This window comes from Chryseolinea sp. H1M3-3, from assembly GCF_029360725.1.
Classification (GTDB): domain Bacteria; phylum Bacteroidota; class Bacteroidia; order Cytophagales; family Cyclobacteriaceae; genus Chryseolinea.
This window is the reverse complement of record NZ_JARKMY010000009.1, coordinates 72,535-97,439: the sequence shown is the minus strand read 5'-3', so window position 1 is coordinate 97,439 and position 24,905 is coordinate 72,535. Positions and strand designations below refer to the sequence as shown.

Here is a 24,905-nt window from a genome sequence, read left to right as displayed (position 1 = left end):
GTATTTTACTTGTGGCATGATTTTCCTCTAATCGTTTAAGAATCAAACAAACAAAAAAATGAAAGACCTTAATAAAAGGAATGAGGAATCTATTGAAATCATCAATGACCTCATTAAGATAAATCATGACCGCATTAAAGGATATGAAAAAGCGATCGAAAATACAGAAACCACGGATGTAGAATTAAAAACACTTTATTCGCGTATGCGGGAGGAAAGTTATGATTATATCCGTGAACTTTCGGAATACGTAGCTACGCTGGGTGGCGACCCTGCCGGAGACACTACGGTTCCCGGAAAAATCTATCATGCCTGGATGGATGTGAAAGCAACCTTTTCCGGTAACGATACGAAATCGATGTTATCAGCTTGCGAATTTGGAGAAGATGCGGCGCAAAAAGCCTACGCGAAAGCACTTGAAAACGATGGCCCGCTTTCTTCGGATGCTTATGACTTAATTGCCCGTCAAAAAAGTTTGTTGAAGGGATCACACGATTTGGTTCGTCATTTCCGTGACCAATATGCGGAAGCATAATTCAAACTTGTACCGAAATGAAACCCGCAGGCCAATTTTTTCTTTTCTGTCTTTTTGTTTCTACGCTCATAAGCTGCGAGCAGTCGTCTCCGAGTAGCAGCAAAGCCCTCGCTGACGAGAAGAATAAAGAAACGTTTGAAACAAAAAAGGGAGAAAAGGAAGCGGAATTTATCGCCGATGCAGTACAACAAAAATTGGGAGAAATAAAATTAGCTGAACTTGCTAGTGCAAAATCCTCGAATAAGAAACTTCAGGATTTTGCACAGCGAATGGCAGCGGATCAGACGGAAAGTTTGTCCAGGTTTCAGGACTTGGCAAGAAAAAAAGGAATAACACTTCCCATTGAGGAAGGTGACGATGCGAAAGAAAAGGTTAACGAATTAAGTGAAGTAGAAGGCAGGCAGTTTGATGAAAAATGGAGCGATGAGATCATTTCGAAGCATGAAAAAACACTTCGCGATTTCAACAAAATGTCTAAAAAATTTGAGGATGCGCAACTGTCGGAAGTTTTGAGAAGTGCAACCAAGACTCTTGAAATGCAGCTTCAGGAGCTTCGTAACTTTCGTGAAAATATTAAATAATTGTTACTGCATTCCCGACGATTTTTGCATTCGCCCAAAATCGATTGCAGGAATTTTTAAATATCAGCGCTAATTCTTGGCATTATTTTTCACCTACATGCCTGACGTTGAACTGCGGTGACTTAAGGTACTGCAAAAAGGTGTAGGCCTCCGGTTAGAAGCGACATGGAGGATGCATACTATGAGTGGTCAACCTTTATATTGTAGAATTAATGCTACAGTGTGGAACGTTCCGGGCATGTTCAAATGAACTAACCAAAATTTCTTGTATGACTCCCGTACTAACGCAAAACCTGAATACGCCTGTACTTTTTTTAATTTTTAACAGGCCTGCTCAAACCCAACAAGTCTTTAACGCTATTCGTGAGGCAAGACCCAAGAAACTTTATATTGCTGCAGACGGACCGCGGCCTTCTAAAAAAGGTGAATTAGAAAATTGTCTTTCGGCGAGGAACATTGCCTTGGATGTGGATTGGGAGTGCGAGGTAAAAACAATGTTTCGGGATGAAAATCTCGGTTGTGGTAAAGGTGTTTCAACAGCTATCACCTGGTTTTTTGAACACGAGCCGGAAGGAATAATCTTGGAAGATGATTGTTTACCTTCTCCAGATTTTTTTCCCTTTTGCAGCGAATTGTTAGAACGCTACCGCGATGACAAAAGAATTATGGGAATTGGCGGTAGCAATCTTGTCCCCGAAAATTTTCGACCAAATGATTATTCATACTTCTTTTCAAATCATAATAACATTTGGGGATGGGCCAGCTGGAGACGTGCCTGGAACCTGTATGATTACGAAATGTCAGAATACAAAAAAATCAAGAAACTTGGGTACCTGAAAAATCATTTTGCTTCCCCATACGAATTTGATTATTTCCAGTGGGTTTTTGAACGAACCTTCTTATTCCCTTCTATAACGTGGGATTACCAATGGGAGTTTGTTCGAAGGATCAACTCAGGGTTAACAATTCTGCCTCATAAAAACCTTATTTCGAATCTTGGGTTCGGAGAAGATGCAACGCATACAACAAATCCGGTTGACAAGTCCAGTAAATTAAAATTGGAACGCCTGGATTTTCCGTTGTCGCATCCTGAGTATATCATTGTAGACCATGAAGCCGATAAAATGGCCTTCATTGAACATTATACGAATTTAACTTCGAGATTAAAGACGACTGTAAAGACCCTTTTACCTCCCAGTATCAGAACCAAATTATTTAACAAATCCATGGAACGCTTTATTCAATCGCAACTTCCACAAGAGGAACTTGAAAAGGATTACAATCATAATTCGCTACACCGAAAACGCCTTGAAGAGTATTCTACACCAAACTATAGATAGTAAAATAAGCTATGAACAAACGTGGCATGTTAGCTTACTCGATTAATTATTTATTCGCTTTATTGATTTGTCTGGTAAGCTTCCAAAGTTGTAACAGAAAACAAAACAACGTTCCGGCGCGTGACTCGCTGTCGATACAGTCGTCACATGATTCGCTTCCTGCTCCCTACGCAACTAAATCGGTAAAAAACTATAGTAAAGTGGTTGGATGGCCGGCTGGGAAATTGCCGCAAGCTCCGACCGGTTTCCAGGTTATAAAATTTGCAGATGGTTTACAAAATCCCAGGTGGATTTATGTAACCCCTAACGGAGATATCTTGGTATCCGAAGCGAATACCGAAACGAAAGGGCTCAAAAAAGTTGCCGAGAAAATTTCGGGAAAAGCAGAATCACAAAATACCGGCGAAAGCGCAAACCGAATCACTTTACTGCGTGACAAAGACAATGATGGCAAACCTGAGTTGAAGCAAGTATTGTTATTTGGTTTGACTCAACCGTTCGGAATGTTGGTACTTGGCAATTCTCTTTATGTAGCCAATACAGATGGACTCGTTCAATATCCTTACCAGGCCGGACAAACTCAAATTAAGTCAGAAGGAAAAAAGATCTTGGAATTGCCTGCGGGTGGCTATAACAATCATTGGACGCGCAACATCATCGCGAATCAAACTCAGACGAAAATTTACATATCTGTTGGTTCCGGAAGTAATATCGGCGAACACGGCATGGAAAATGAAATTAGAAGGGCAAATATTCTTGAAGTAAATCCGGACGGGACTGGCGAGCGCGTTTTCGCAAGCGGCTTGCGCAACCCAGTGGGTATGGGCATATCCCCCGGCACGAACGAGCTTTGGACCGTAGTAAACGAAAGAGATGAACTTGGCGACGATTTAGTCCCTGATTTTTTGACAAAGGTGAAGGAAGGCGGTTTCTATGGATGGCCTTACGCGTATTTTGGACCAAATGAAGATCCCCGGCTTAGGGGCCAGAAACCAGAACTCGTAAAGCAAACATTAAAACCCGATGTCTCTTTAGGCGCGCACACTGCTTCACTAGGTTTTGTATTTTATAATAAAAATTCTTTTCCAGCCAAATACCATGGCGGCGCCTTTATCGGTCAGCATGGATCCTGGAATCGATCACAGCTCAGTGGATATAAGGTAGTTTTTGTTCCCTTTAAAAATGGCAAGCCCTCGGGCCCTCCAGAAGACTTTCTCACAGGCTTCATTGCTGATGCTGCAAAAAGTGAGGTGTACGGGAGGCCTGTCGGAATCGCTGTACTGCCCGACGGTGCAATGTTGGTTGCTGACGATGCGAGTGGTATCATTTGGAAAATAGTGCAAGGTGATCACTGAAGAATAAATCCAAATACACTTAATTTAGTGTCCTTAAAAAAAACGCTTATGGAAACTGTCCATTACGTCCCTAAAGGGCTTCTCGCCCTAACACCCATGTTGGCAATAAGAAATGCAGATCAAGCAATCGCCTGGTACGAAAAAGTATTCCACGCCAAAGAGGTGTATCGACTGACGGAGCCCAATGGTAAGATTGCCCATGCAGAAGTCCGTATTAACGATTGCCTTTTAATGATTGCTGAAGAGCATCCCGACTATAACAAAAGTCCCGAAACTTTAGGCGGTACGTCAATTATTATGAATTTGTACGTGCCCGATGTAGATGAAACAGTAGCGAAAGCGTTGGACGAGGGTGCTACGATGATCTTTCCTGTCAAGGATCAGTTTTACGGCGATCGCGCGGGTCGGATCAAGGATCCTTTTGGGCATATGTGGATTATTTCAAAACATATTAAGGACGTCGAGGTAGAAGAATTGCAGAGACAAGTGAATGAAATATCGAATTGAAGGCTAATGACGTCCTATGAACAAGAAGCGATGGAAGAAGCTTCTCAATGGCAACAAGAAATGAAACTATCCCCATCCCTTTTTGGGGGGCTGGCAAAGCGACTTCAAAATCGCATTAATAAGATAATCCCTGAGAAAATTCATGTTGCTTTTACGGTCGCTATTAAGCAAATGACGCGGGCTGTTCTCTTGGGTTCTGAATTTACAACGTCTAGGCCACTCGCCGAAGGCACCCTCGAGGAGCGCGAGTTAAAAATCAAACAGCGAATTAGATTTTATAAAAATACCGCTGCCACAGAGGGCGCTATTACTGGTGCTGGCGGAATATTGCTAGGCCTGGCGGATTTCCCGATCTGGTTAACACTGAAAATGAAAATGCTTCACGAGATCGCTGCGTTGTACGGTTACGATGTTAAAGATTACAAGGAGCGTATTTACATTTTGTATATTTTTCAGATAACATTTTCAAGCCAAAAGCAACGAAACAAAGCAATTCTTTTAATTGAAAACTGGCATCAAACATTGAATGAATTACCACCCTCTATTAATGAATTTGATTGGCGAACTTTCCAATTAGAATACCGCGATTACATTGACGTTGCAAAATTGCTTCAGCTTGTACCTGGTATCGGCGCGCCCATTGGCGCATATGTGAACCATCGGTTAACACAAAAGTTGGGTAAAGCAGCGATGAATGCTTATCGATTGCGTTGGAAAACTAAGAAGATGTTATCGTAGGAAGCATTTTATATTACTAACACAAGACAATTACAATGGATCTTGTATATTGAAACATGGCTTCAAAAGCACAGCTCTCCGGTTCTAAGTTAAGGTTGTATGAGATAGTTTTCGAATCCGACACGCCCGAAGGAAAAACTTATGACATCGTATTACTCTTTTGCATCGTTGCCAGTGTTATCGTGGTGGCTCTAGAAAGTGTCCATACACTCCCTAAATATTTTGACAAATGGCTTGTAGGGCTGGAGTGGTTTTTCACCATCATCTTCACCATTGATTACATCAGCAGAATTTGGATTGTGCCCAGCAAAAAGAAATACGTTACGAGTTTCTTTGGCGTAATTGATCTGCTTTCCATTTTACCTACATACCTCGGATTATTTTTTGTTGGCGCACAATCTCTGATGGTTATTCGAAGCATACGGCTCCTAAGAATATTCAGAATATTTAAACTCACCAGGTATGTGGGCGAAGGTCAAAATCTTGCGCGCGCCCTTAAATCAAGCCGTCATAAGATCACCGTTTTCCTGGTTACCATTCTTACGTCTGTTATCATCGCCGGTACCATGATGTATCTTATTGAAGGGCCCTCACATGGTTTTACCAGCATACCAAAAAGTATTTACTGGGCGATCGTTACGATGACAACGGTCGGTTATGGTGACATTGCCCCTCAAACAGCAGTAGGCCAGACGTTAGCATCATTAATTATGATTTTAGGATATGGTATCATCGCTGTCCCTACCGGAATCGTATCTGCCGAAATGGTTTTTCAACGCAATAAAGAAATTATTACGACACAAGTTTGTCCACACTGCCTAAAAGAAGGACATGATGTAGATGCAATCCATTGCAAGTATTGTGGGGGAAAGCTGAACTGATGTCAGCGCGTAAGTGAGAAGCAATTTGATGGTTGACCCACAATCATCCAACACTATTGACAAGAAGAGAACAACTGACTACGAGTTTCATAGCTCGCAACCAAAAGAAAAAAAAAGCCCACTGGATTTGGTGAGGTGTTTCTGAACCCCATAAAAGACAAGTTTTGAGCTGCTGTCATCCGCAATCTTCTTCTGTTAACCTGCTTTTTGGGCGAGGTCACGCCAAATGGCGTGATGAGGCCTGATTTTGCATGAAAGCTTCACTCGGTATTGTTTATAATTGTTAGGTTCAGCAAACGTGTCCCAAACCCGAGTGGGATTTGCATGCAACTTAGGTAAAACACTTTTAAAGCGCACCATTGACTAATTTGTATTTTTTACCTAGCGATGTAATGTCCCAGCAAATTGTCAAAAAGTTGCCGTCATAATATACGCCGTCGTACACAACAGCTCTGTTAACTATTAACTTTTTAATTACATTTGTCCCCCGTTATGAATCCTAAAATTAATTTCACGCCAGGTCCTTCTCAACTTTATTTTACCGTCGAAGATCATGTTCGAACTGCCTTTCGCGACGGTGTACCTACGTTATCGCATCGCAGTAAGAAATTTGAGAGCTATTATAAGGACACCGTAGAGGGGCTGCGCGAATTGTTAAAACTTCCCGCTGATTATCACATCTACTTCACAGGCTCAGCTACAGAAATTTGGGAACGACTCATCCAAAATCTGGTGGAAGAAAAATCCTTTCACCTTGTTAACGGATCCTTCTCAAAACGCTTTTTTGAAATCGCTCAGCAGCTTGGTAAGATTCCCTCCAAAAATGAAGTAAGCAACGGAAAGGGTTTTGAGGATTCACTCTCAATCCCGACCGATACTGAATTAATCGCAGTCACCCACAACGAAACGAGTACGGGCGTTTCAGTTCCCCTGGATTATATTTATAACCTCAGATCTAAAAATCCTGGTGCATTGATAGCCGTGGATGCTGTCTCATCCCTCCCATTTCCCGATTTCAATTATTCCAAACTTGATTCTGTTTTCTTTTCCGTACAGAAAGGATTCGGGCTGCCAGCAGGGCTCGGTGTGTGGATGGTAAACGATCAGTGTCTGGCAAAAGCGGATGCACTTTTATCTAAAGGTATATCCATCGGATCATACCACAATCTGCCAAGCCTGAAAGCACATGCAGTTAAAAATCAGACTCCCGAGACTCCCAACGTGTTGAGCATATATGTTCTGAGCAAAGTAATCGGCGACATGATACGCCGCGGAATTTCCAACATACGAAAGGAGACCGAATACAAGGCAACTTTGTTGTATCAAACGCTCGACAGCCATCCGCATTTGAAACCATTTGTGGCAGATAAAACCTTTCGGTCTAAAACTGTCATTGTTGCCGATTGTGGAGAATACACTGAAAAAATCACAAGCAAATTACTGGAAAATGGGATGCAGCCAGGCGATGGTTACGGCGCCGCAAAAAAGAGCCAGTTGCGTTTCGCCAACTTTCCAACGCACTCCAAAGAACAATTTGAGTTGTTGGCAGACAGTCTTGCATAACTACTTTTTATAGAGCTCCTTACCGATTATCTTAACAGCTTTTAAACCTTTGTTTCAAGGGTTAGTCTAACTTCCATTACGCCATTTTTTCTTGGAAGACAAGGAACTGTTAAGTAAGCTAAGAAATCCTGAGACCCGGAACTATGGGTTCAATTTACTGGTACGAGAGTATCAAAAGCGGGTGTATTGGCATGTTCGTAAAATGGTTGTTGACCATGATGACGCTGATGATCTTACACAGGAGATATTTATAAAAATACACCGGCACATTGACAGGTTTCGCGAAGACGCCCAGTTATTTACATGGATATATCGCATAGCAACCAATGAATGCCTTAGCTTTTTGCAGCGAAAAAAGCGCAGATTTTTTCTTCCTATTGGAGACGTTGAAGCAGAACTGAGCGACAAGCTTCAAAACACGCCGGGATTATCTGGGGATGAAATTCAGCTTAAACTTCAAAAAGCGCTCTTAAAACTTCCTGACAAACAACGATTGGTTTTCAATATGAAATACTTTGATGATATGCCCTATGAGCAAATTTCGGAGATTACCGATACAAGCGTGGGTGCGCTCAAGGCAAGCTATCATCACGCAGTAAAAAAAATAGAAGATTTTTTAACGAATGATTAAACTTTCAACAATTTACCTTGTCAAATCGGCATGAAGAAACTGGAGGACATACCTAAAAAGCAGCTTTTTGAAGTCCCGGAAGGGTACTTTGAGAAGCTTCCGGGGATTATCCAATCCAGGGTAGCGCAACATCATGAAGAGAAAAGCTGGTGGTTGAATTATCGCGTGAGTCTCCGATTTGCAGTACCGGCAGTGATCCTTATTACCGTGGGAATTTTTTGGTTCAATCGCCCACAATCCGATCTCAGTGCGGAGGGCATATTGGCTTCCATACAGACAGAAGATCTAATATCCTATCTGAACGAAACCGACTTGACGACAGATGAATTGCTCGACCAAGTCGAATTGGACGCGGAAGATGCAACGATTATCGAAGAATCAGTTTATGCACTCCCGCTTAACGATTCTGACTATGAAGAAATACTAAATGAAATTGAATAATAGCCTAAGACAATGAAAGCTATCGCAAAAATAATATTCCTCAGCTTAATGACGATCTCTGCTTTTGCTCAGGATGATGATGATTTACCGCCGCCACAGGACAAAAAAGTTCGCGATAAAATTGAGGCCGCAAGAATCGCTTACATTACCGATCAGTTGCAACTTACGCCGCAAGAAGCAGAAAAATTTTGGCCGATCTACCGGGAGTTCGCGGAAAGACGCAGGGAAATCAGGCAACAACTTCGCGATGCATCAAAGAATCCAACACCAGGTCAGTCTGATCAGGAAGCTGTCGAACAACAATTTAAAGCCAAACAAAAGGAACTGGATCTTGAAAAGGATTATTCCGGCAGATTGCTTAAAGTTATCTCAGCACAAAAATTAAGATCCCTCCCACAGGCAGAACGCCGTTTCAGACAAATGATATTGGATCAGGTACAACGCAGGCAAATGCAGCAAGAACGACAACAAAATCTCAGAGAACGAACGCAACAACAACTTCAAAAGCGCAACAATTAAATTAATTAAGATCGGCTATTGATGAATTGTTGCAGACGTCTTTTATTCAGCTTACTGCTGTCAGCATCCTTTGCAGCTTTTGCTCAGGATGCTGACTCTTTAATTCTGTCCGATGTCGAAACGGATCTGACATTTGAGGATTCCCTTTCAATTTTCAATTTAATTGATAGCTTACTTCAGCAAGGCGACTTGGATGCCTCGCAACTCGCGCTCAGGCTAAGTTACAATAGTAACGTGATGTCTACTGGAAGGACCTTAGGCATAGAAAATTTTGGAATTGCTCCGGGAATATCGTACTACCACAAGTCCGGATTCTTTGGCGATGTGTCTGGCTATTGGAGTAAAGATTTTGATCCCTCCTATTACCTCACCGTTGTCTCGGTCGGATATATGCACGATTTCTCCAAATATTTTTCAATGGCTGCCGGATATGACCGGTATTTTTATGTCGTCGGTGAAGACAGCTACGTCCCCTATACAAACGCCTTGTCTGCGACTCCAACCTTGGAATACAAGCCCTTCGCTTTAAGTGCAACCTATTCTTTTTACTTCGGGGAAGCCAATGCACACCGTATAATGCCCGGTATCAGTATCATTTTTGAAAAAAAGAAATTTCTTAACATCGATCGGGTAGCAATTTCTCCCGCATTCTTCCTGTTGCTTGGAAATGAAACGTTAATCGAATTTGAACAGGTAGATCCCAAAAATTTAGCGGAAGCATTACAAAACCGCATGAAATATGGAACGCGATATAAGTGGGTACAGCACGAAAGAAAGGTCTTTGGTTTAATGAATTATGCTATCAGTGTCCCGTTGAGCATTAGTCATAAAAATTGGGGTTTTTCCTTCTCTTACAGTTATAACATTCCTAAAGCCCTGCCCGGGGAACCTTTGACAATGTCGGAAAGCAGTTATTTGTCTGGCAGCCTTACCTACTTTATCAGCATGAAACGGAATAAATTGTCTTTGTAAAATAAAGCCCTTTCAATATTTTGCATGTGCAACGAAAACTGTGGGCATGCTAAAACTACATATTGTCTCTTTATTTCTTTTTACACTTGTTCTATCTTCTTTTTCGCAGGATTTCCGGTGGCAACAACGTGTTGAATACAACATGGATGTGCGGCTCGATGTCACAACGCATAAAGTAACAGGCATTCAAAAACTCACTTACTACAATAACTCCAGAGACACTTTAACAAAAGTATTTTATCATTTGTACTGGAACGCATTTCAACCTGGTTCCATGATGGATGTTCGTTCCATCAATATTACAGATCCGGATGCGCGGGTCGGTGATCGTATTTCTAAGTTAAAAGATGATGAGATCGGCTACCAGCATATTCAAAGTCTTAAACAAGACGGAAAAGATGTTAGCTATAAGGTTGACGGGACTGTATTGGAAGTAATCTTATCCAAGCCAATCCTTCCCAATGGCAAAACCATCTTCGATATGAAATTTGAATCACAAGTGCCGGTTCAAATCAGAAGGTCAGGTAGGAATAACAAGGAAGGTATTGCCTATTCAATGACGCAATGGTATCCCAAGATGGCGGAATATGATTTTCAGGGATGGCATGCCTATCAATATGTGGGACGGGAGTTTCACAGTGTATGGGGAGACTTCGACGTTAAGATCACCATTGACCCCACGCACGTTATCGGGGGAACAGGCATGCTTCAAAACGCCGATAAAATTGGGCATGGTTATGAAAAACAAGGAAGCACGGTAAAACAACCTTCTGGTGATTTAACCTGGCATTTTATCGCAAAGAATGTAATCGACTTTGCTTGGGCCTCAGATCCTGACTTTGCGCACGACCGCCTTAAAGTTCCAGATGGGCCTGAACTTCATTTCTTTTATCAAAAGAATGAAAAGACGACACCCAATTGGAAAAAAATGCAAGAATATGCAGTAAAGCATTTCCAATTCATGAACAAAACTTTTGGCAAATATCCTTACGAAAGTTATTCGATCGTTCAGGGTGGCGATGGTGGCATGGAATATCCAATGTGTACATTAATCATGGGAGAAGGTTCGCTAACAGGTCTTGTAGGACTTATGGCACACGAAGTTTCACACAGTTGGTATCAGGCTGTCCTGGCTTCTAACGAAGCCCTCTACCCGTGGATGGATGAGGGATTTACTGATTTCGCACGACAGGAATCTATGGCCTCCATGTTTGACTCGCCCATTCAATCGTCGCATCAGAGTAGCTATGCCTCTTATTTTGGATTACTTTCCAGAGGACTTCAGGAACCAATCAGCCAACACGCTGACCATTATACAACTAACCTGGCTTACAAGGTTGCAGCCTATGCAATGGGAGCAATATTTCTTGAGCAGCTCAAATACATCGTTGGCGAGGAGAATTTTTATAAAGGCATGCGCAAATATTATTACAGCTGGAAGTTTAAACATCCTGAGCCGAATGACTTTAGGAGAGTGATGGAAAAAACCTCGGGGATGGACCTGGGATGGTATATGTCTTACTGGATCAATACCAATAAGACAATTGATTATGGAATCAAGAATGTTGTTGAATCGGAAGGCTCGACTTTTATTTCATTAGAGCGCGTAGGTGAATTTCCTATGCCGGTGGACCTTGTTATCACTTACAAAGATGGATCGAAGGAAATGTATTACATACCTACCAACGAAACTTTGGGCAACAAACCGGTAGAGGATAAAACGATCCAACGCGTTGACCTGGATGCATGGCCATGGGTATATCCGACTTATACGCTGAACATTCAGCGCAAATCCGAAGCAATAGCTTCCATCGAAATAGATCCATCTCAACGCATGGCCGATGTAGAAAGAAAAAATAATGTTGTGGATTTTTCTAAAGACCTCAAGCCTTACAGTGACAATACAAAATAAATTTCAATCTCCGGAGGGAAAGACTTTACGTTAATTTTTTTGCTTTCCGCGTTTACTTTTTAGATTTATGCTCACATGACTCCGCAGGAAGCAAAAAAAGAAATTGAGCAATTAACTGAGAAGATCAATTACCATAATGATCTATATTATCAACAGAACCGCACACAGATAAGCGATTTTGAGTTCGACCAACTGTTAGAGAAACTCATTAAGCTCGAAATTGAATTTCCGCAGTTCAAGGATCCCAACTCCCCCACACAGCGCGTGGGCGGCACTATCACAAAAGAGTTTGCAACGGTATATCATAAATACCCAATGCTCTCGCTGAGCAATACATACAGCGAAAAAGAGTTGTTGGACTTTGATGCCCGCGTTGCCAAAGGGTTAGAGGGTGAGCCGTATGAATATTTTTGCGAATTGAAAATTGATGGTGTTTCTATCAGTCTTACATATGAGAATGGTTTATTAACGCGAGGTGTAACAAGGGGTGACGGTGTCCGCGGCGACGACGTTACGGCTAACGTGAAGACCATACGAAACATCCCTTTGTTGGTGAAAGGAAAAAAGGTCCCTCCTGTTTTCGAAGTGCGCGGCGAAGTTTTTTTATCAAAAGAGGTTTTTATCCAACTGAATAAAGAGCGCGAAGATATTGGAGAAGAGCGGTATGCCAATGCCCGGAATACCGCTTCTGGTACCATGAAAATGCAAGACTCCTCAGAAGTAGCCCGCCGAAAACTGGATTGTTTTGTCTATTATTTATTGGGTGATGAAACGGGCCTGGAGACTCATGAAGAAAGTATTCAGAAACTGGAAGCGTGGAGATTCAATGTTTCTCCAACTTATAAAAAATGTAAAACCATTAAGGAAGTTTTGTATTATATCAATCACTGGGAAACGAAGCGACACGAACTTCCGGTTGAAACGGATGGTGTCGTTATTAAAATCAATAACCTTGAACAACAGCAACTCTTAGGGTATACGGCGAAAAGCCCGCGGTGGGCGATTGCCTATAAGTATAAAGCTCAGAATATGAGTACCCGCCTCAATGGTGTAACCTACCAGGTAGGACGAACGGGCGCAGTGACACCAGTGGCGGAGTTAGAACCTATATTCCTGGCAGGTACAACGGTCAAACGTGCATCACTTCACAACGCCAATGAGATAGCACGGCTCGATTTGCACATCGGCGATTACGTTTTTGTTGAAAAGGGTGGTGAAATTATTCCTAAAGTCACCGGTGTCGACGAGGAAAAACGCACGGATGAGTGCAAGCCGATAATTTATGTTACTAAATGTCCTGAGTGTGGCTCTAAATTAGTTCGTGTCGAAGGTGAAGCAGCATTTTACTGTCCGAATATTAACGGTTGCCCTCCTCAGATTAAAGGCCGCATCGAGCATTTCATTCAGCGGAAAGCAATGGATATAAATTCCATCGGTGAAAGAACCATTCACCAGTTGTACGAGCTTGGCCTGGTAAAAAGCCCTGCCGATTTATACGACCTTAAACGCGAGGATATTCTTAGACTGGAAGGTTTTAAAGAAAAGTCAGCTAAAAATATATTAGATGGAATCGAGGCATCTAAGTCTGTGCCTTTTGAAAGTGTTTTATTTGCTGTCGGCATTCGTTATGTCGGGAAAACGGTGGCAGAAAAACTTGCCCGCTATTTTAAATCCATTGATAAAATTGCCAATGCATCTGTTGAAGAGTTGTTACAGGCGCCAGAAGTTGGCGGAAAAATAGCACATAGTATTCATGAGTTCTTTCGGAATGCGGAAAATAAACGTGAGATTGAGCGTCTGAAGGCAGCAGGACTGCAATTTCAGAGCGATGCTAAAGAACCGGAGAAAGAAAGCGACGTTTTGGGAGGTAAGTCATTTGTGATATCGGGCACATTCGAACATTATGAACGTGACGAACTGCAGGACATCATCTTAAAAAATGGTGGGCGTATATTGTCCGGCGTTTCCGGGAAGTTGGATTATCTGGTAGCCGGCGACAACATGGGACCTTCCAAGCTTGCGAAAGCAGAAAAACTTGGCGTGAAAATTATCTCTGAAAAAGATTTCGAAAAATTATTAAACAGCTAGCGCAACGTTCAACAAATGAGGCAGAAACTTTTGAAGGTTAGAACAGATTGGGAACTTAAAAAAAACAAAGTTCTCCATGGTACCGTGCCTTACAAAGAAGCCTTAAACGTTGGTGTGATCTTTACTGTTGAGGACAAACAAAAACATGAGGCGATCAAAGAGTTTATAAAAAAACTTGAGCATGATGGAAAGAAAGTCCAGGTCATTGAATTTCTTCCCAAGGACAAGGAGAATTATGAATTCAAATTTGATTTTTTTTCCGAAAATGATTTGTCATTCTGGGGTCAGGTAACAGCAGAGAATGCAATCCGTTTTTCAGATGCCCCATTTGATTATCTGTTTTATATAGATATTACGCCGAATCCCTTCATTTTGTATTTGCTGGCCCGGGGAAAAGCCCGTTGCCGCGTAGGCAGATCGTGGCCAGAAACCCGCCCTTATTTTGAGTTCATGATCGAATCCATCAACAGCAATCAATCATTGATTGAGGGTATGTATAAGTATACTTCACAACTGCGGTAATTTAGAATCGCGCTGTGAGTTTCGAACGGTCTGACGGTTTTTCCTGCGATCCCCTAGGAGGTATCTATAAAAAATTTCCTTAGGTAACGAAAATTTGCACTTCTTCAAATGCAAATGTCTTACATTCAATTTGTAGCTTGCGCCCCGAATTGCTGACGCTTTCTTCAACAATTCGAACTACAACGCTTCAACACTTTAAAAACATGAAAAAATTGTACGGAACAGGGGTAGCCCTGATTACTCCGTTTACCGAGTCATTAGAAGTTGATTTCAAAGGCTTAAAAAAACTTCTTCAACATACTGCAAAGGGTGTTGACTACTATGTTGTAATGGGTACCACTGGCGAAGCCGCCACATGTTCAGAGGAAGAAAAGAAAGCGGTACTGGAGTTCATCAAAAAAAACAATTCGTCCAAGTTGCCAATTGTGTATGGCATTGGAGGAAATAATACGCATCACGTAATTGAATCCATTCGGTCAACGGATTTCACCGATGTTAGTGCCTTGCTTTCGGTTAGCCCCTATTATAGTAAACCTTCGCAAGAGGGAATTATTAAACATTTTCAGACTATTGCTGATCAGTGCCCCGTACCTGTCATGCTATATAATATTCCTGGAAGGACCGCCAGCAATTTGACTGCGGATACCACACTCCGCCTTTCGGAGCATAAAAATATCATCGGTACAAAGGAAGCTTCGGGAAATCTTGAGCAGTGCATGAAAATAGCGAAGTACATGCCGAAGGATTTTCTATTGTTATCTGGTGATGACATGCAAACGGTAGCAATGTATTCGATCGGTGCTAAAGGAGTAATTTCCGTTTTAGCAAATGCGTTTCCCCAAATCTTTAAGAAAACAAAGGAATATGCTTTTGCCGGCGCGTTTGACAAAGCAAGTCAACAGCTTTTCAAATTATTGGAAATCAATGGGCCAATGTACGAGGAAGGAAATCCGGTGGGTGTAAAATATCTATTGGAAACGATGGGCATTTGCAATGCAAACGTCCGCTTGCCGCTGGTGGAAGCTTCAGAGGACTTACAACGGAAAATACAGGGGCTGGCTTCAGGTATAAAAAAATAAGGGATAATCTTGTTATCCCTTATTTTGAACTCAAATATCCAAGGTTTAAGCCTTGTTCTTAATCTCTTGAACCTCTGCACGAATAGCTTGAGCGAGATTCTTAAGGTCTTGCATACCCTTTCTTACGCGGGTACCGGCAGCGCTATTGCCCTTATTATAAAACTTGTCAGCATCTCCTTCAAGTGAAGCTATGAGACTTTTGAGCTCTTCAAATTTTTGCATTTTTATTAGATTTTAAAGATTGAAAATTTAGTTTCTTACGCCAATTTAAATAAATACCTTTAAAAACAACCCAAAAAGCGGTTTTTTTTAAACTCCCTTGGTTACAGACACTAAAACTTCCTCCTTATAAAAGCCACTATCAAGCTTCTCTTTCAGCTTCGAAAATGCGTTTAACGTAAGCTCTACATCCTCTAATGAGTGAGCTGCCGTAGGAATAATCCTAAACATGATAACATCCTTAGGCACAACAGGATAGATGACAACTGAGCAGAATATATTGAAGTTCTCGCGCAGGTCCATTGACATGTTTGCAGCTTCACCTACGCCACCTTTAAACAATACCGGTGTAACAGGTGAATTGGTACTTCCAATGTTAAAACCTCTTTCTCGTAAGCCGTTTTGCATGGCGCCTACGATTTTCCACAAATTGTCCTTCAGGTGCTTCTCGGTTTTAAGAAGTTCCAAACGTTTCATACCCCCAACTACCAGGGCCATGGGCAGGCTCTTCGCATAAATTTGGGAGCGAACACTGTAGCGCAGGTATTTTAATATTTTCTTGGAGCCGGCAACGAATGCCCCAATGCTTGCCATAGATTTCGCAAAAGTTGAAAAATACAGGTCGATCTGTTCTTGAACACCCTGCTCCTCGCCTGTTCCTGCACCCGTTTTGCCCATGGTGCCGAAACCATGCGCATCATCGACAAACAATCGGAAGTTATATTTCTTTTTAAGCTCAACAACGCCTTTTAGATCCCCTTGCTTTCCGGACATGCCGAAGACACCTTCGGTGATTACCAGAATACCTCCACCCGTTTCATCGGCAAGTTTAGTAGCACGTTGAAGTTGTTTTTCCAAACTCTCCATGTCGTTATGCAGGTAGACAAATCGTTTACCCATATGTAAGCGAACGCCGTCGATGATACAGGCGTGTGACTCGGCATCGTACACAATAACATCCTTGCGATCAACCAATGCATCGATAATAGAAACTACACCCTGATAACCGAAGTTGAGAAGCATCACATCTTCCTTCTTGACAAATTCGGCAAGCTGACGTTCAAATTCCAGGTGATTCAATGAATTACCGGACATCATGCGCGCGCCCATCGGCAACCCCAATCCATATTGCGCTGCAGCATCCGCATCTGCTTTTCTGACAGCGGGATGATTGGCAAGACCCAAGTAATTATTTAAGCTCCAATTCAACACTTCGCGGCCATTGAATTTCATGCGCGGGCCGATGTCTCCTTCCAGTTTCGGAAAGAAAAAATAGTCATCTGGAAGGTGCGAATATTTGGCAAGTGGCCCGGCTTCCATTCTCAGCTTTTCAAATAAATCTACCATGGTGTAGTATTGGTTTTATAATTCCTGCAAAAATAAGGAAAAAACCTTAATTTGAAGATTTTGGGGTTTATTCAATTCACGCTAAGTCTGTCAAAAGACAGTTTTATTATCAATTGTTATTATGTCAAAGATCAGGAAGATATTGGTTGCTAACCGCGGTGAAATTGCCTTACGAATTATGCGGACCGCACGAGAGATGGGCATCAGCACCGTGGCGGTTTATAGCGAGGCTGACCGGCGGGCGTTGCATGTACAATATGCCGATGAAGCTGTATTGATTGGCCCACCGGCTTCATCAGAATCCTATTTAAAGATAGATAACATTATTGCCGCGGCAAAAAAAACGGACGCGGACGCAATTCATCCTGGATACGGTTTTCTCTCGGAGAATGAAATGTTTGCACAGCGCGTGGAAGATGAAGGATTGGTCTTTATCGGTCCCTCTCCAAAAGCGATTAATATCATGGGAAGTAAATTGGCAGCTAAGGCAGCCGTTGCGAAATTTAATGTACCGCTGGTACCCGGAACGTCGGAGCCAATTACTGATATTAACAAGGCGAAAAAAGTTGCCTCAACTATTGGTTATCCCATCCTGATAAAGGCAAGTGCTGGCGGTGGTGGAAAAGGTATGCGCATCGTTGAGGATGAAGCCAGTTTTGATGAACAAATGGCACGGGCGGTCGGTGAGGCGACCTCTGCTTTTGGTGATGGATCTGTTTTCATTGAAAAATACATTACCAAGCCAAGACATATTGAATTTCAGATTTTCGGAGATAAGCATGGAAACGTGGTTCATTTATTTGAACGCGAATGTTCCATACAACGACGACACCAGAAGGTCGTGGAAGAAGCACCTTCATCAATAGTAACGCCAGCCATACGCGCAGCAATGGGTGAAGCGGCCATTAATGTTGCGAAATCGTGCGGGTATTATAATGCAGGAACGGTGGAGTTCATCATGGATGATCAGCTTAACTTTTACTTTCTTGAAATGAACACCCGTTTACAAGTAGAACATCCGGTAACCGAAGAAATAACGGGACTCGATTTAGTTAAGCTGCAGATCAAAATTGCCGAAGGGGAAAAACTTCCGTTTCAGCAAGACGAGCTTTCCATTCACGGACATGCCATCGAAATCAGGGTTTACGCAGAAGATCCGGCCAATAATTTTCTACCCGATATTGGCACACTCAATACCTATAAGAGGCCTCAAGGCCATGGAATAAGAGTTGATGACGGCTTCGAACAGGGCATGGACATTCCGTTTTATTATGATCCGATGATCGCCAAACTAATTTGCAGGGCTGACAATCGCGAAGCTGCTATCCAAAAGATGATTCGTGCTATAGATGAATACGAAATCACGGGACTCGAAACGACACTCGGTTTTTGTCGCTTTGTGATGAAGCATGAGGCGTTTCGTTCGGGGAATTTTGATACCCGTTTTGTCGAAAATTATTTCACTCCCGCGGCGCTGCAAAAATCAGATGCGACAGACGACTGGGTTGCCGCCGCACTAGCCATCACGTTGGAGAATGGAAAAAAAGTATCTCCAAAAATTGAAACACCAACGATGCAACCTTCGGAAAACAACTGGCGAAAAAGGAAATTTGATTCTTAAGGTTTGTCTACGATTACCTGGGTGATATTCAAGGGCGCCGGACTAAAACATATCACAAATATGATCAGTGATAACCAACCGATAATAATTCGCTTGGTATCTAACGGCTCCTCTATCTCTGAAGGTGGATGCTGAATGCCGATAAACCTGCCGATGAGAAAGCCAAACAAAAGCCATCCGGAATAACCTTGCAGCGTTGGATAAACCCACGATAAAACAAACAACGCCGCGAACATCAATACGGCATACATCATCGTGTCCCTTTTTGGCAGTCCTAAACCTGATAAGGCAAGGTATAAAAAAGCAATTCCGCCGGGAACCCAAAACAATAAGTCATCAGGACTATCCCGTGGCGTTACAACGCCGATGCCAGCATAAAAGAGCAACGCCACAAACACAATACTGGCGATGATCCTGTGTGTTTTAAAACCGAATAAGCCGTACACTACATGTCCGCCGTCCAATTGACCAATTGGCAGTAGGTTTAAAAAAGTAAAAACCAGTGAAAGAAATCCTGCGAATATTACCGGATAATGCATGATCTCATGCGGATTAGGCATGCGACTGGGATCTGCAACATAGGTTTCAAAAAACAGAAATAAGAGATTCTTTCCGATGGTAATATCGATGATACTTTCTTTCTGATTTTCGTAAACATGATCTGCATAGTTCAATCCGTATTGTTCATATTCAGGGTGAATTTGAAAAATATACTGCGGGTCAGGTAAGGTTGAGAATCCATAATACAATACGATCAAAGCTGTAATAAATCCCGCCAGCGGGCCAGCAATTCCAATGTCAAAATTTTGTTTTTTTGAAAATATTTTTTCCCGCAGCCGTATCACAGCACCCATCGTCCCGATAGAAAACGGTAGTGGCGGAATTGGAATGTAATATGGAAGGGTTACAGATATTTTATGATACTTGGCAACGAAGTAGTGTCCAAACTCATGTACTGTTAAAATTAATAGGAACGGGATGGAGAATTCGAAACCGCTGAGAAAATCTGCCCACTTATAATCCGGGGCAAATACGGAACGGCCATACGTCCATTCCGCACCAGCAATCGTCGTGGTGATAAGTGTTACTATAAATAAACCGAGTTGTAATAAAACTCTTTTTTGATCACTGCTCATTAAAATAGTCGAAGATCATGTCTGGATTCACCACGTGCACCGTCTTGATGCCGAGTTTTCCGGCCCCTTTTATATTGTCTGAATTATCGTCCAAAAACAACGTCTCCTCTGGCCTGAAATTTCCTTCCTCCAATACTTGTTGAAAAATCTCGGCATCCGGTTTTCTTTTCTTCATCTGATGCGAATAATATGAACGATGAAAAAAATCATCCAACGAGTTACATTCTATTCTAGGGAGCAAAGTATTGTTGATATAGTGCACGTGGATATTGTTTGTATTGCTTAACAAATAAACATTGTACTTTGTCTTCAATGTTTGCAATAGTTCCAGTTTCTTAATAGGAATATTCGCCAACATGGCATTCCAGCATGCATCCAGCTTTTCATTTGACGTCGAAATGTTGTAGAGCCGTTTAACAAAATCCCGGAATTCATCATCAGAGATTTCACCTTTTTCATAGGCCTCAAATCCTTTCGAAGTCACGAAAAGTTTTTTGACCGTCGCTGTGTCAATACCCGAAAGATCAGCAAATGAACGGAGCGTAGTTTCGACAGATAGATCAAGAATAACGCCACCAAGGTCAAAGATTAGATTTTTAATGGAACGATCAGTCGCCACGCAGTCAATTTTTGTGTATTCAAACCCAAATATGTAACATTGCGGCTCGTTTGCAAAACGGAGACGGTTATCAGTTAATACTTAAAGGATTAAAGTTACAGAAGGTCCGTGCAAAGAGATTCTTGTGTTGAAACAGGTTGTGTTTTAACATTAAATATGTAAAATTGCCCCTCAATATTTTAGGGCCCATAGCTCAGCTGGTTAGAGCACTTGACTCATAATCAAGGGGTCGCTGGATCGTGCCCAGCTGGGCCCACTTAATAATAAGGCAGTTGCAATGGTGGACTGCCTTTTTAATTTCTCTTCCATAGCCTACAAACCCGGTTAGTTAGCTCGCAAAAATATACTTATGCCGTTAACAGGTGGCTCAGTTTCTACTCCTACGATTTCGCAATCCTGCGTTTCATTAGAAGGCATTATTACCAGATAAAATATACCGAGAGAATATCAATCGCAGAAGATGAAGCAGCACAATAACGTCAATACTAGTAAAGATCCCTCTGGACAATGTCTGCAAGAAAATTCGTAAATTGAAGAAAATTCCAAAAATGAAAAGGGATAAAGCGTTAGAGACGATAAAGGAATTCCCCCAAGAATTTGAGCTGGAGGAACTGATCGAGAGACTTATTTTTGTAGAAAAAGTTGAAAAAGGACTTCAGCAACTTGACAATGGAAAAACAATTCCTCATGATCAAGTAAAAGAGATAGCAAAGAAATGGTGAAGATAATTTGGACGGAGTCTGCGATTGAAGACCTCCGATCAATTCACGAATATATCTCAAAGGACTCAAAGGTGTATGCCGACAAGTTTATTGAAAAATTGATTTCCAGAGTTGACCAACTCGAAAACAATCCTCACTCTGGCCGAATTGTCCCGGAAATTAATACTGAACCTCAGAGAATTAATAGAGGTTAATTACAGAATTATTTATAAAATAAATTCGAGTGTCGTCGGAATAGTTCGTGTACATCATTCCGCGCGACAACTAAAAAGCATATAGAATTCATCGCGCCCGCGCGATTCCATCCATGTAAGCGGATATCAAATTTTTTTAAACTCTCTACCGTTGAAGGCTTTCAGAAAGTGGCATTATCTTGCATCAGTTACCCTTCAAGCTTGCGAGTGGCACCATTTCCCAATTCCTCTTCATTTTAATTCAACACTAAAGACGATCCGTTGTTTTAACATTGAATCAATCACCCTTTAGTTTACAATGCGCTTGTTTCACAGTGACAAGGAATCCCTAATATCATAGCATGAAAGTTTTTTATTTTTTATTCATTGCTGTATGCAGCACGGTAGATGTGTATCCTCAATCCAAAGCGATCTTTATTCGGCGCGATTCATTGCTAAAAGCAGAGACTACGTCATTTCATCCAAAAAATTCTAACCCATTTGCATTGGTAGCCGGAGGAAGTAAAGGAATTGGTTATGCTATTGCCGAGGCATTGGCTCTACGGCAATATAATTTGATCTTGGTTGCGCGACACCATACACCGCTTTTGGAGGCAAAGGAAAAGCTTGAGAATAAGTACAATATCCAAGTGGAGATTATGAGCTATGATTTAAGCAAAAGAACGTCGGCGGCCGAAATCTCAAAATGGTGTATAAAAAATGATATTCCACTAAAAATGCTTTGTAATGTAGCTGGATTGGGCGGTACCAACGATTATCTGAAAGTGCCGCTGGATACGCTTTACTATATGGTGAATCTGAACATCGAATCCTGTATGTCCCTCAGTTTGCAATTACTTCCCTTGCTGGAAAAAAATGCGCCCTCCTTTATTTTAAATGTTAGCAGCATGGCAGGCTTCGCTCCCATCCCATCGAAGAATATGTATTCAGCAACAAAATCAGCCGTTACATTTTTTAGCTATAACCTCAGACATCAACTTAAAAAAAGAAATATCAGTGTTAGCTGCTTACACCCCGGGCCTGTGTTTACAAAGCCAAGTATTAAAGCAGATACCAAACGGCGGCTTGGTTTCATCGGCATGCAAATGGCCGTACCCCCTTCACGTGTCGGCGAGACTGCCGTAAGAGAAACACTGAATGGTAAAATGATTATCGTGCCAGGTACTTTGGCGAAGATCACATCCGGTTTCACCAGAATAATGCCGCGCGGTATGCTTGCCTCCATCTATGGCAGTCTCGGCGAAGAATAGAATCCATAAAGCACAAAAAACTGAATGGCGACCTTCAACACCTCGAACCCCAACACCGCATCACTTATTTAAAATCACAGAACTTCAACACTTCGAACTTCAACACCTCAACACTACTGAAATCCTAACACGGTCTTAGCAGTCTGCGCTTCAGGAGCCGACATAAATAAATCCCATAACAATCCAGTTCGATAATTTTCAATCATCACAATAGTCGGTCCCTGGTCGATGGCCAAATATGAGTTTGCCGTCCATCCTTCAGTAACATTAATTGCATCATAAAATCCATACTCACCCCACAGCCGGTCACCGAGGGTGTAATAAAAAAACTTAAGTGCCTTCATCGACTCCGTTGGTGTATAAGGAAAAGATGATAAGGCGGCCGTTGGTGCGATCACACCCAGGTCATTTGTTGGTGAGTGCGCCGCGTATCCGTTTTGGTTATCACTCGATGTAAGTCCCCAAAAGGAATCACTGTAACCGACGTAATTTTTCGGGTTGTCGATACAATAAGCCTGGTTGATCAATGTTGCATTCACATTCTGGTCCCAATAATTCGCGAAGTCGTCCGTGAAATGTGGATCTAATCCGAGGTACGAGTAATGCACCCAAAACAACGGGCTCGGACTTTCGAGAGGAAGTGTGTAATCATAAAATGTATTTCCTTTTTTAATCGCGCCATTTTTTCCATAACCATTGGTATATACGCTTTTTGGTATTGAATGCGATGGCGAGGCAGCAGCCAGTACATAGGTGATTTGTTCTTCGAAGTATCCGTACAATGGAAAATTCATTGCCCAATCAAATTCCGGCGACCAATGCCAATACAAAACCTGCTCATTATTTTTTCGGTACCAATCCCACTCAACCGTTTTCCACATCTCGTTAATGCGTTTAATTAAATTGTTTCCCACGGTATCTGCAGGCTGCAGATATTGGCGAAATGTGAGAAGGCCCTGAATCAAAAAAGAAGTTTCAACAAGGTCGCCGCCATCATCCTTTGCACTGAAGGGAACAACTTGGCCGGTGTTTCCATCAATCCAATGTGACCAGGCTCCGTGAAAGCGATCAGCATTTTCCAGGAAAGTAACAATCTTATCTAATCGTTCTACCCCCTGGTTGCGGGAAATAAAGTTTCTTTCCATACCAACAATGATGGCCATAATTCCAAACCCAGTACCTCCGCTGGTGACTATATTTCCAGAAGAATTTCGCTCGCGGGCCATACCACTGGCCGGATGGGCAAAATCCCAGAAGTATTTAAAAGTCTGCTGTTGAACCAACGTCAACAATGCCTCATCTGCGATGACCGGAAAATCTGGTGTAGGGTCTGGTGCCGTATAAAAAAACTTAGAGAATTGCTGCAGGCTCTCCTGCTTATTACCCTTCACCTTATCGGTAATCAGTAACTGGTATCGTGTTAAGTCACGAAATTTCTGATTAACTGAAATCGAAACTTTTTTATCTTCCTGTGATAACGCGATGGATATGGGCAGTACAATATTATTACCCGATACTTTGAAGTTATCGGGCGTTACTGTCGAGGGATCCAGTGCCTCATCGAATGTAACTTCCAAAACAGCGCCTTCACAAGGAACATCGGTAATGCGACCAGCCTGCAAACCATCAACGCCACCCAAGGTAAGCGATACAACTTTCAAGGATTTAGGAGTGGTCTCAAATTCAATGGAATATCCTGAAAATGTTTCGCCAGCGGCCCCCCTCAAGTCGCTTGACAGTGTCAAATCGTATTGTTCGCCTTCAGCCAGCGGCTGATCTGGCAAAGCTGAAAAAGTTGCGTTGTTATTCAGGAACGAAAAAGAAAGCGCAATATCAGTACCTGTTGAAGTTTGCGTTAGCCGAACGTTTTGTTGTAGTGTCGCAATTTCCAGTGGTACCGAAAATGTAGCAACGATCGGCTCGTTAACAGGTGCTAACGTATTATTTCCAAAATTATTCAAATCAAGATTATAGTCCCCAACTTTAACACTCGATAACTGCATTAACGCGCCCTCTTTCCCGTCATCTTCGCTACAGGAAATCTGAAAAACAACGAGCAGTATCGACCAGAAGAAAATCTTTCTTGAATTCATATGAGGAAACAAAATAGAAAGGTTCCTGGAAAATCCAGAA

At 42.1% G+C, this 24,905-nt stretch carries 25 protein-coding genes and 1 tRNA gene; 21 read left to right on the top strand and 5 right to left on the bottom strand.

Features of this window, described 5'->3' with window-relative positions:
* Positions 1-58 precede the first annotated feature (58 nt).
* From P2W71_RS15195 to dapA, 16 genes are all read left to right on the top strand, one after another.
* On the top strand, positions 59-535 hold the full coding sequence (locus P2W71_RS15195) for a PA2169 family four-helix-bundle protein (protein WP_276372124.1): 477 nt from the start codon (positions 59-61) through the stop codon (positions 533-535).
* Between the two features lie 17 nt (positions 536-552).
* On the top strand, positions 553-1,116 hold the full coding sequence (locus tag P2W71_RS15190; RefSeq protein ID WP_276372123.1) for a DUF4142 domain-containing protein: 564 nt from the start codon (positions 553-555) through the stop codon (positions 1,114-1,116).
* A gap of 269 nt (positions 1,117-1,385) precedes the next feature.
* Positions 1,386-2,456: a nucleotide-diphospho-sugar transferase gene (locus tag P2W71_RS15185; RefSeq protein WP_276372121.1), complete on the top strand. Its 1,071-nt coding sequence runs from the start codon at positions 1,386-1,388 to the stop codon at positions 2,454-2,456.
* Between the two features lie 11 nt (positions 2,457-2,467).
* Complete coding sequence (locus P2W71_RS15180; RefSeq protein WP_276372120.1) at positions 2,468-3,811, top strand: sorbosone dehydrogenase family protein; 1,344 nt, start codon at positions 2,468-2,470, stop codon at positions 3,809-3,811.
* Positions 3,812-3,859: 48 nt separating this feature from the next.
* Positions 3,860-4,318: a VOC family protein gene (locus tag P2W71_RS15175; protein ID WP_276372119.1), complete on the top strand. Its 459-nt coding sequence runs from the start codon at positions 3,860-3,862 to the stop codon at positions 4,316-4,318.
* Between the two features lie 6 nt (positions 4,319-4,324).
* On the top strand, positions 4,325-5,056 hold the full coding sequence (locus tag P2W71_RS15170; protein ID WP_276372118.1) for an EcsC family protein: 732 nt from the start codon (positions 4,325-4,327) through the stop codon (positions 5,054-5,056).
* Positions 5,057-5,112: 56 nt separating this feature from the next.
* Positions 5,113-5,937: an ion transporter gene (locus tag P2W71_RS15165; protein ID WP_276372117.1), complete on the top strand. Its 825-nt coding sequence runs from the start codon at positions 5,113-5,115 to the stop codon at positions 5,935-5,937.
* Positions 5,938-6,429: 492 nt separating this feature from the next.
* Positions 6,430-7,500 (top strand): aminotransferase class V-fold PLP-dependent enzyme, encoded by a 1,071-nt coding sequence (locus P2W71_RS15160; protein ID WP_276372116.1) that lies wholly within the window; start codon positions 6,430-6,432, stop codon positions 7,498-7,500.
* A 91-nt stretch (positions 7,501-7,591) separates the two neighbouring features.
* The gene (locus tag P2W71_RS15155) at positions 7,592-8,131 is read left to right on the top strand and encodes an RNA polymerase sigma factor (RefSeq protein WP_276372115.1); all 540 of its coding nucleotides are present in this window, start codon (positions 7,592-7,594) and stop codon (positions 8,129-8,131) included.
* Positions 8,132-8,161: 30 nt separating this feature from the next.
* Positions 8,162-8,572, top strand: a complete 411-nt coding sequence (locus tag P2W71_RS15150) for a hypothetical protein (RefSeq protein WP_276372114.1) — start codon at positions 8,162-8,164, stop codon at positions 8,570-8,572.
* A gap of 12 nt (positions 8,573-8,584) precedes the next feature.
* On the top strand, positions 8,585-9,091 hold the full coding sequence (locus P2W71_RS15145) for a hypothetical protein (RefSeq protein ID WP_276372113.1): 507 nt from the start codon (positions 8,585-8,587) through the stop codon (positions 9,089-9,091).
* 21 nt (positions 9,092-9,112) lie between these two features.
* Positions 9,113-10,063, top strand: a complete 951-nt coding sequence (locus P2W71_RS15140) for a hypothetical protein (RefSeq protein WP_276372112.1) — start codon at positions 9,113-9,115, stop codon at positions 10,061-10,063.
* A 46-nt stretch (positions 10,064-10,109) separates the two neighbouring features.
* The gene (locus P2W71_RS15135; protein WP_276372111.1) at positions 10,110-11,975 is read left to right on the top strand and encodes a M1 family metallopeptidase; all 1,866 of its coding nucleotides are present in this window, start codon (positions 10,110-10,112) and stop codon (positions 11,973-11,975) included.
* Positions 11,976-12,050: 75 nt separating this feature from the next.
* Entirely contained in the window at positions 12,051-14,063 is a 2,013-nt protein-coding gene (gene ligA, locus P2W71_RS15130; RefSeq protein ID WP_276372110.1) for an NAD-dependent DNA ligase LigA, read from the top strand.
* Between the two features lie 15 nt (positions 14,064-14,078).
* The gene (locus P2W71_RS15125) at positions 14,079-14,585 is read left to right on the top strand and encodes a hypothetical protein (RefSeq protein ID WP_276372109.1); all 507 of its coding nucleotides are present in this window, start codon (positions 14,079-14,081) and stop codon (positions 14,583-14,585) included.
* Positions 14,586-14,788: 203 nt separating this feature from the next.
* Positions 14,789-15,664 carry a 4-hydroxy-tetrahydrodipicolinate synthase gene (gene dapA / locus P2W71_RS15120; protein ID WP_276372108.1) on the top strand — a complete coding sequence of 292 codons (876 nt, stop codon included), beginning with the start codon at positions 14,789-14,791 and terminating at the stop codon, positions 15,662-15,664.
* 45 nt (positions 15,665-15,709) lie between these two features.
* Here dapA and P2W71_RS15115 read toward each other — a convergent pair whose 3' ends face one another.
* Both P2W71_RS15115 and P2W71_RS15110 read right to left on the bottom strand, forming a co-directional pair.
* Positions 15,710-15,886 (bottom strand): histone H1, encoded by a 177-nt coding sequence (locus P2W71_RS15115; RefSeq protein WP_276372107.1) that lies wholly within the window; start codon positions 15,884-15,886, stop codon positions 15,710-15,712.
* A gap of 87 nt (positions 15,887-15,973) precedes the next feature.
* The gene (locus P2W71_RS15110) at positions 15,974-17,230 is read right to left on the bottom strand and encodes an aminotransferase class I/II-fold pyridoxal phosphate-dependent enzyme (RefSeq protein ID WP_276372106.1); all 1,257 of its coding nucleotides are present in this window, start codon (positions 17,228-17,230) and stop codon (positions 15,974-15,976) included.
* 121 nt (positions 17,231-17,351) lie between these two features.
* Here P2W71_RS15110 and accC point away from each other — a divergent pair, with 121 nt between their 5' ends.
* The gene (accC, locus tag P2W71_RS15105; protein WP_276372105.1) at positions 17,352-18,851 is read left to right on the top strand and encodes an acetyl-CoA carboxylase biotin carboxylase subunit; all 1,500 of its coding nucleotides are present in this window, start codon (positions 17,352-17,354) and stop codon (positions 18,849-18,851) included.
* On the opposite strand, the gene P2W71_RS15100 is transcribed toward accC, so the two are convergent.
* Positions 18,848-19,987: a site-2 protease family protein gene (locus tag P2W71_RS15100; RefSeq protein ID WP_276372104.1), complete on the bottom strand. Its 1,140-nt coding sequence runs from the start codon at positions 19,985-19,987 to the stop codon at positions 18,848-18,850. The genes accC and P2W71_RS15100 overlap by 4 nt on opposite strands.
* Positions 19,977-20,606 (bottom strand): HAD family phosphatase, encoded by a 630-nt coding sequence (locus P2W71_RS15095; protein WP_276372103.1) that lies wholly within the window; start codon positions 20,604-20,606, stop codon positions 19,977-19,979. The genes P2W71_RS15100 and P2W71_RS15095 overlap by 11 nt, the downstream gene beginning before the upstream one ends.
* Positions 20,607-20,788: 182 nt before the next feature.
* On the opposite strand from P2W71_RS15095, the gene P2W71_RS15090 reads away from it, so the two are divergent.
* The 4 genes from P2W71_RS15090 (at position 20,789) to P2W71_RS15075 (ending at position 22,772) form a co-directional block, all read left to right on the top strand.
* Positions 20,789-20,862, top strand: a tRNA-Ile gene (locus tag P2W71_RS15090).
* Between the two features lie 292 nt (positions 20,863-21,154).
* On the top strand, positions 21,155-21,328 hold the full coding sequence (locus tag P2W71_RS15085; RefSeq protein WP_276372102.1) for a hypothetical protein: 174 nt from the start codon (positions 21,155-21,157) through the stop codon (positions 21,326-21,328).
* Positions 21,322-21,522: a type II toxin-antitoxin system RelE/ParE family toxin gene (locus P2W71_RS15080; RefSeq protein ID WP_276372101.1), complete on the top strand. Its 201-nt coding sequence runs from the start codon at positions 21,322-21,324 to the stop codon at positions 21,520-21,522. Before P2W71_RS15085 ends, P2W71_RS15080 begins: the two co-directional genes overlap by 7 nt.
* Positions 21,523-21,863: 341 nt before the next feature.
* Positions 21,864-22,772, top strand: a complete 909-nt coding sequence (locus P2W71_RS15075; protein WP_276372100.1) for an SDR family NAD(P)-dependent oxidoreductase — start codon at positions 21,864-21,866, stop codon at positions 22,770-22,772.
* A gap of 113 nt (positions 22,773-22,885) precedes the next feature.
* Here P2W71_RS15075 and P2W71_RS15070 read toward each other — a convergent pair whose 3' ends face one another.
* Positions 22,886-24,865 carry a glucoamylase family protein gene (locus P2W71_RS15070; protein ID WP_276372099.1) on the bottom strand — a complete coding sequence of 660 codons (1,980 nt, stop codon included), beginning with the start codon at positions 24,863-24,865 and terminating at the stop codon, positions 22,886-22,888.
* Positions 24,866-24,905 lie beyond the last annotated feature (40 nt).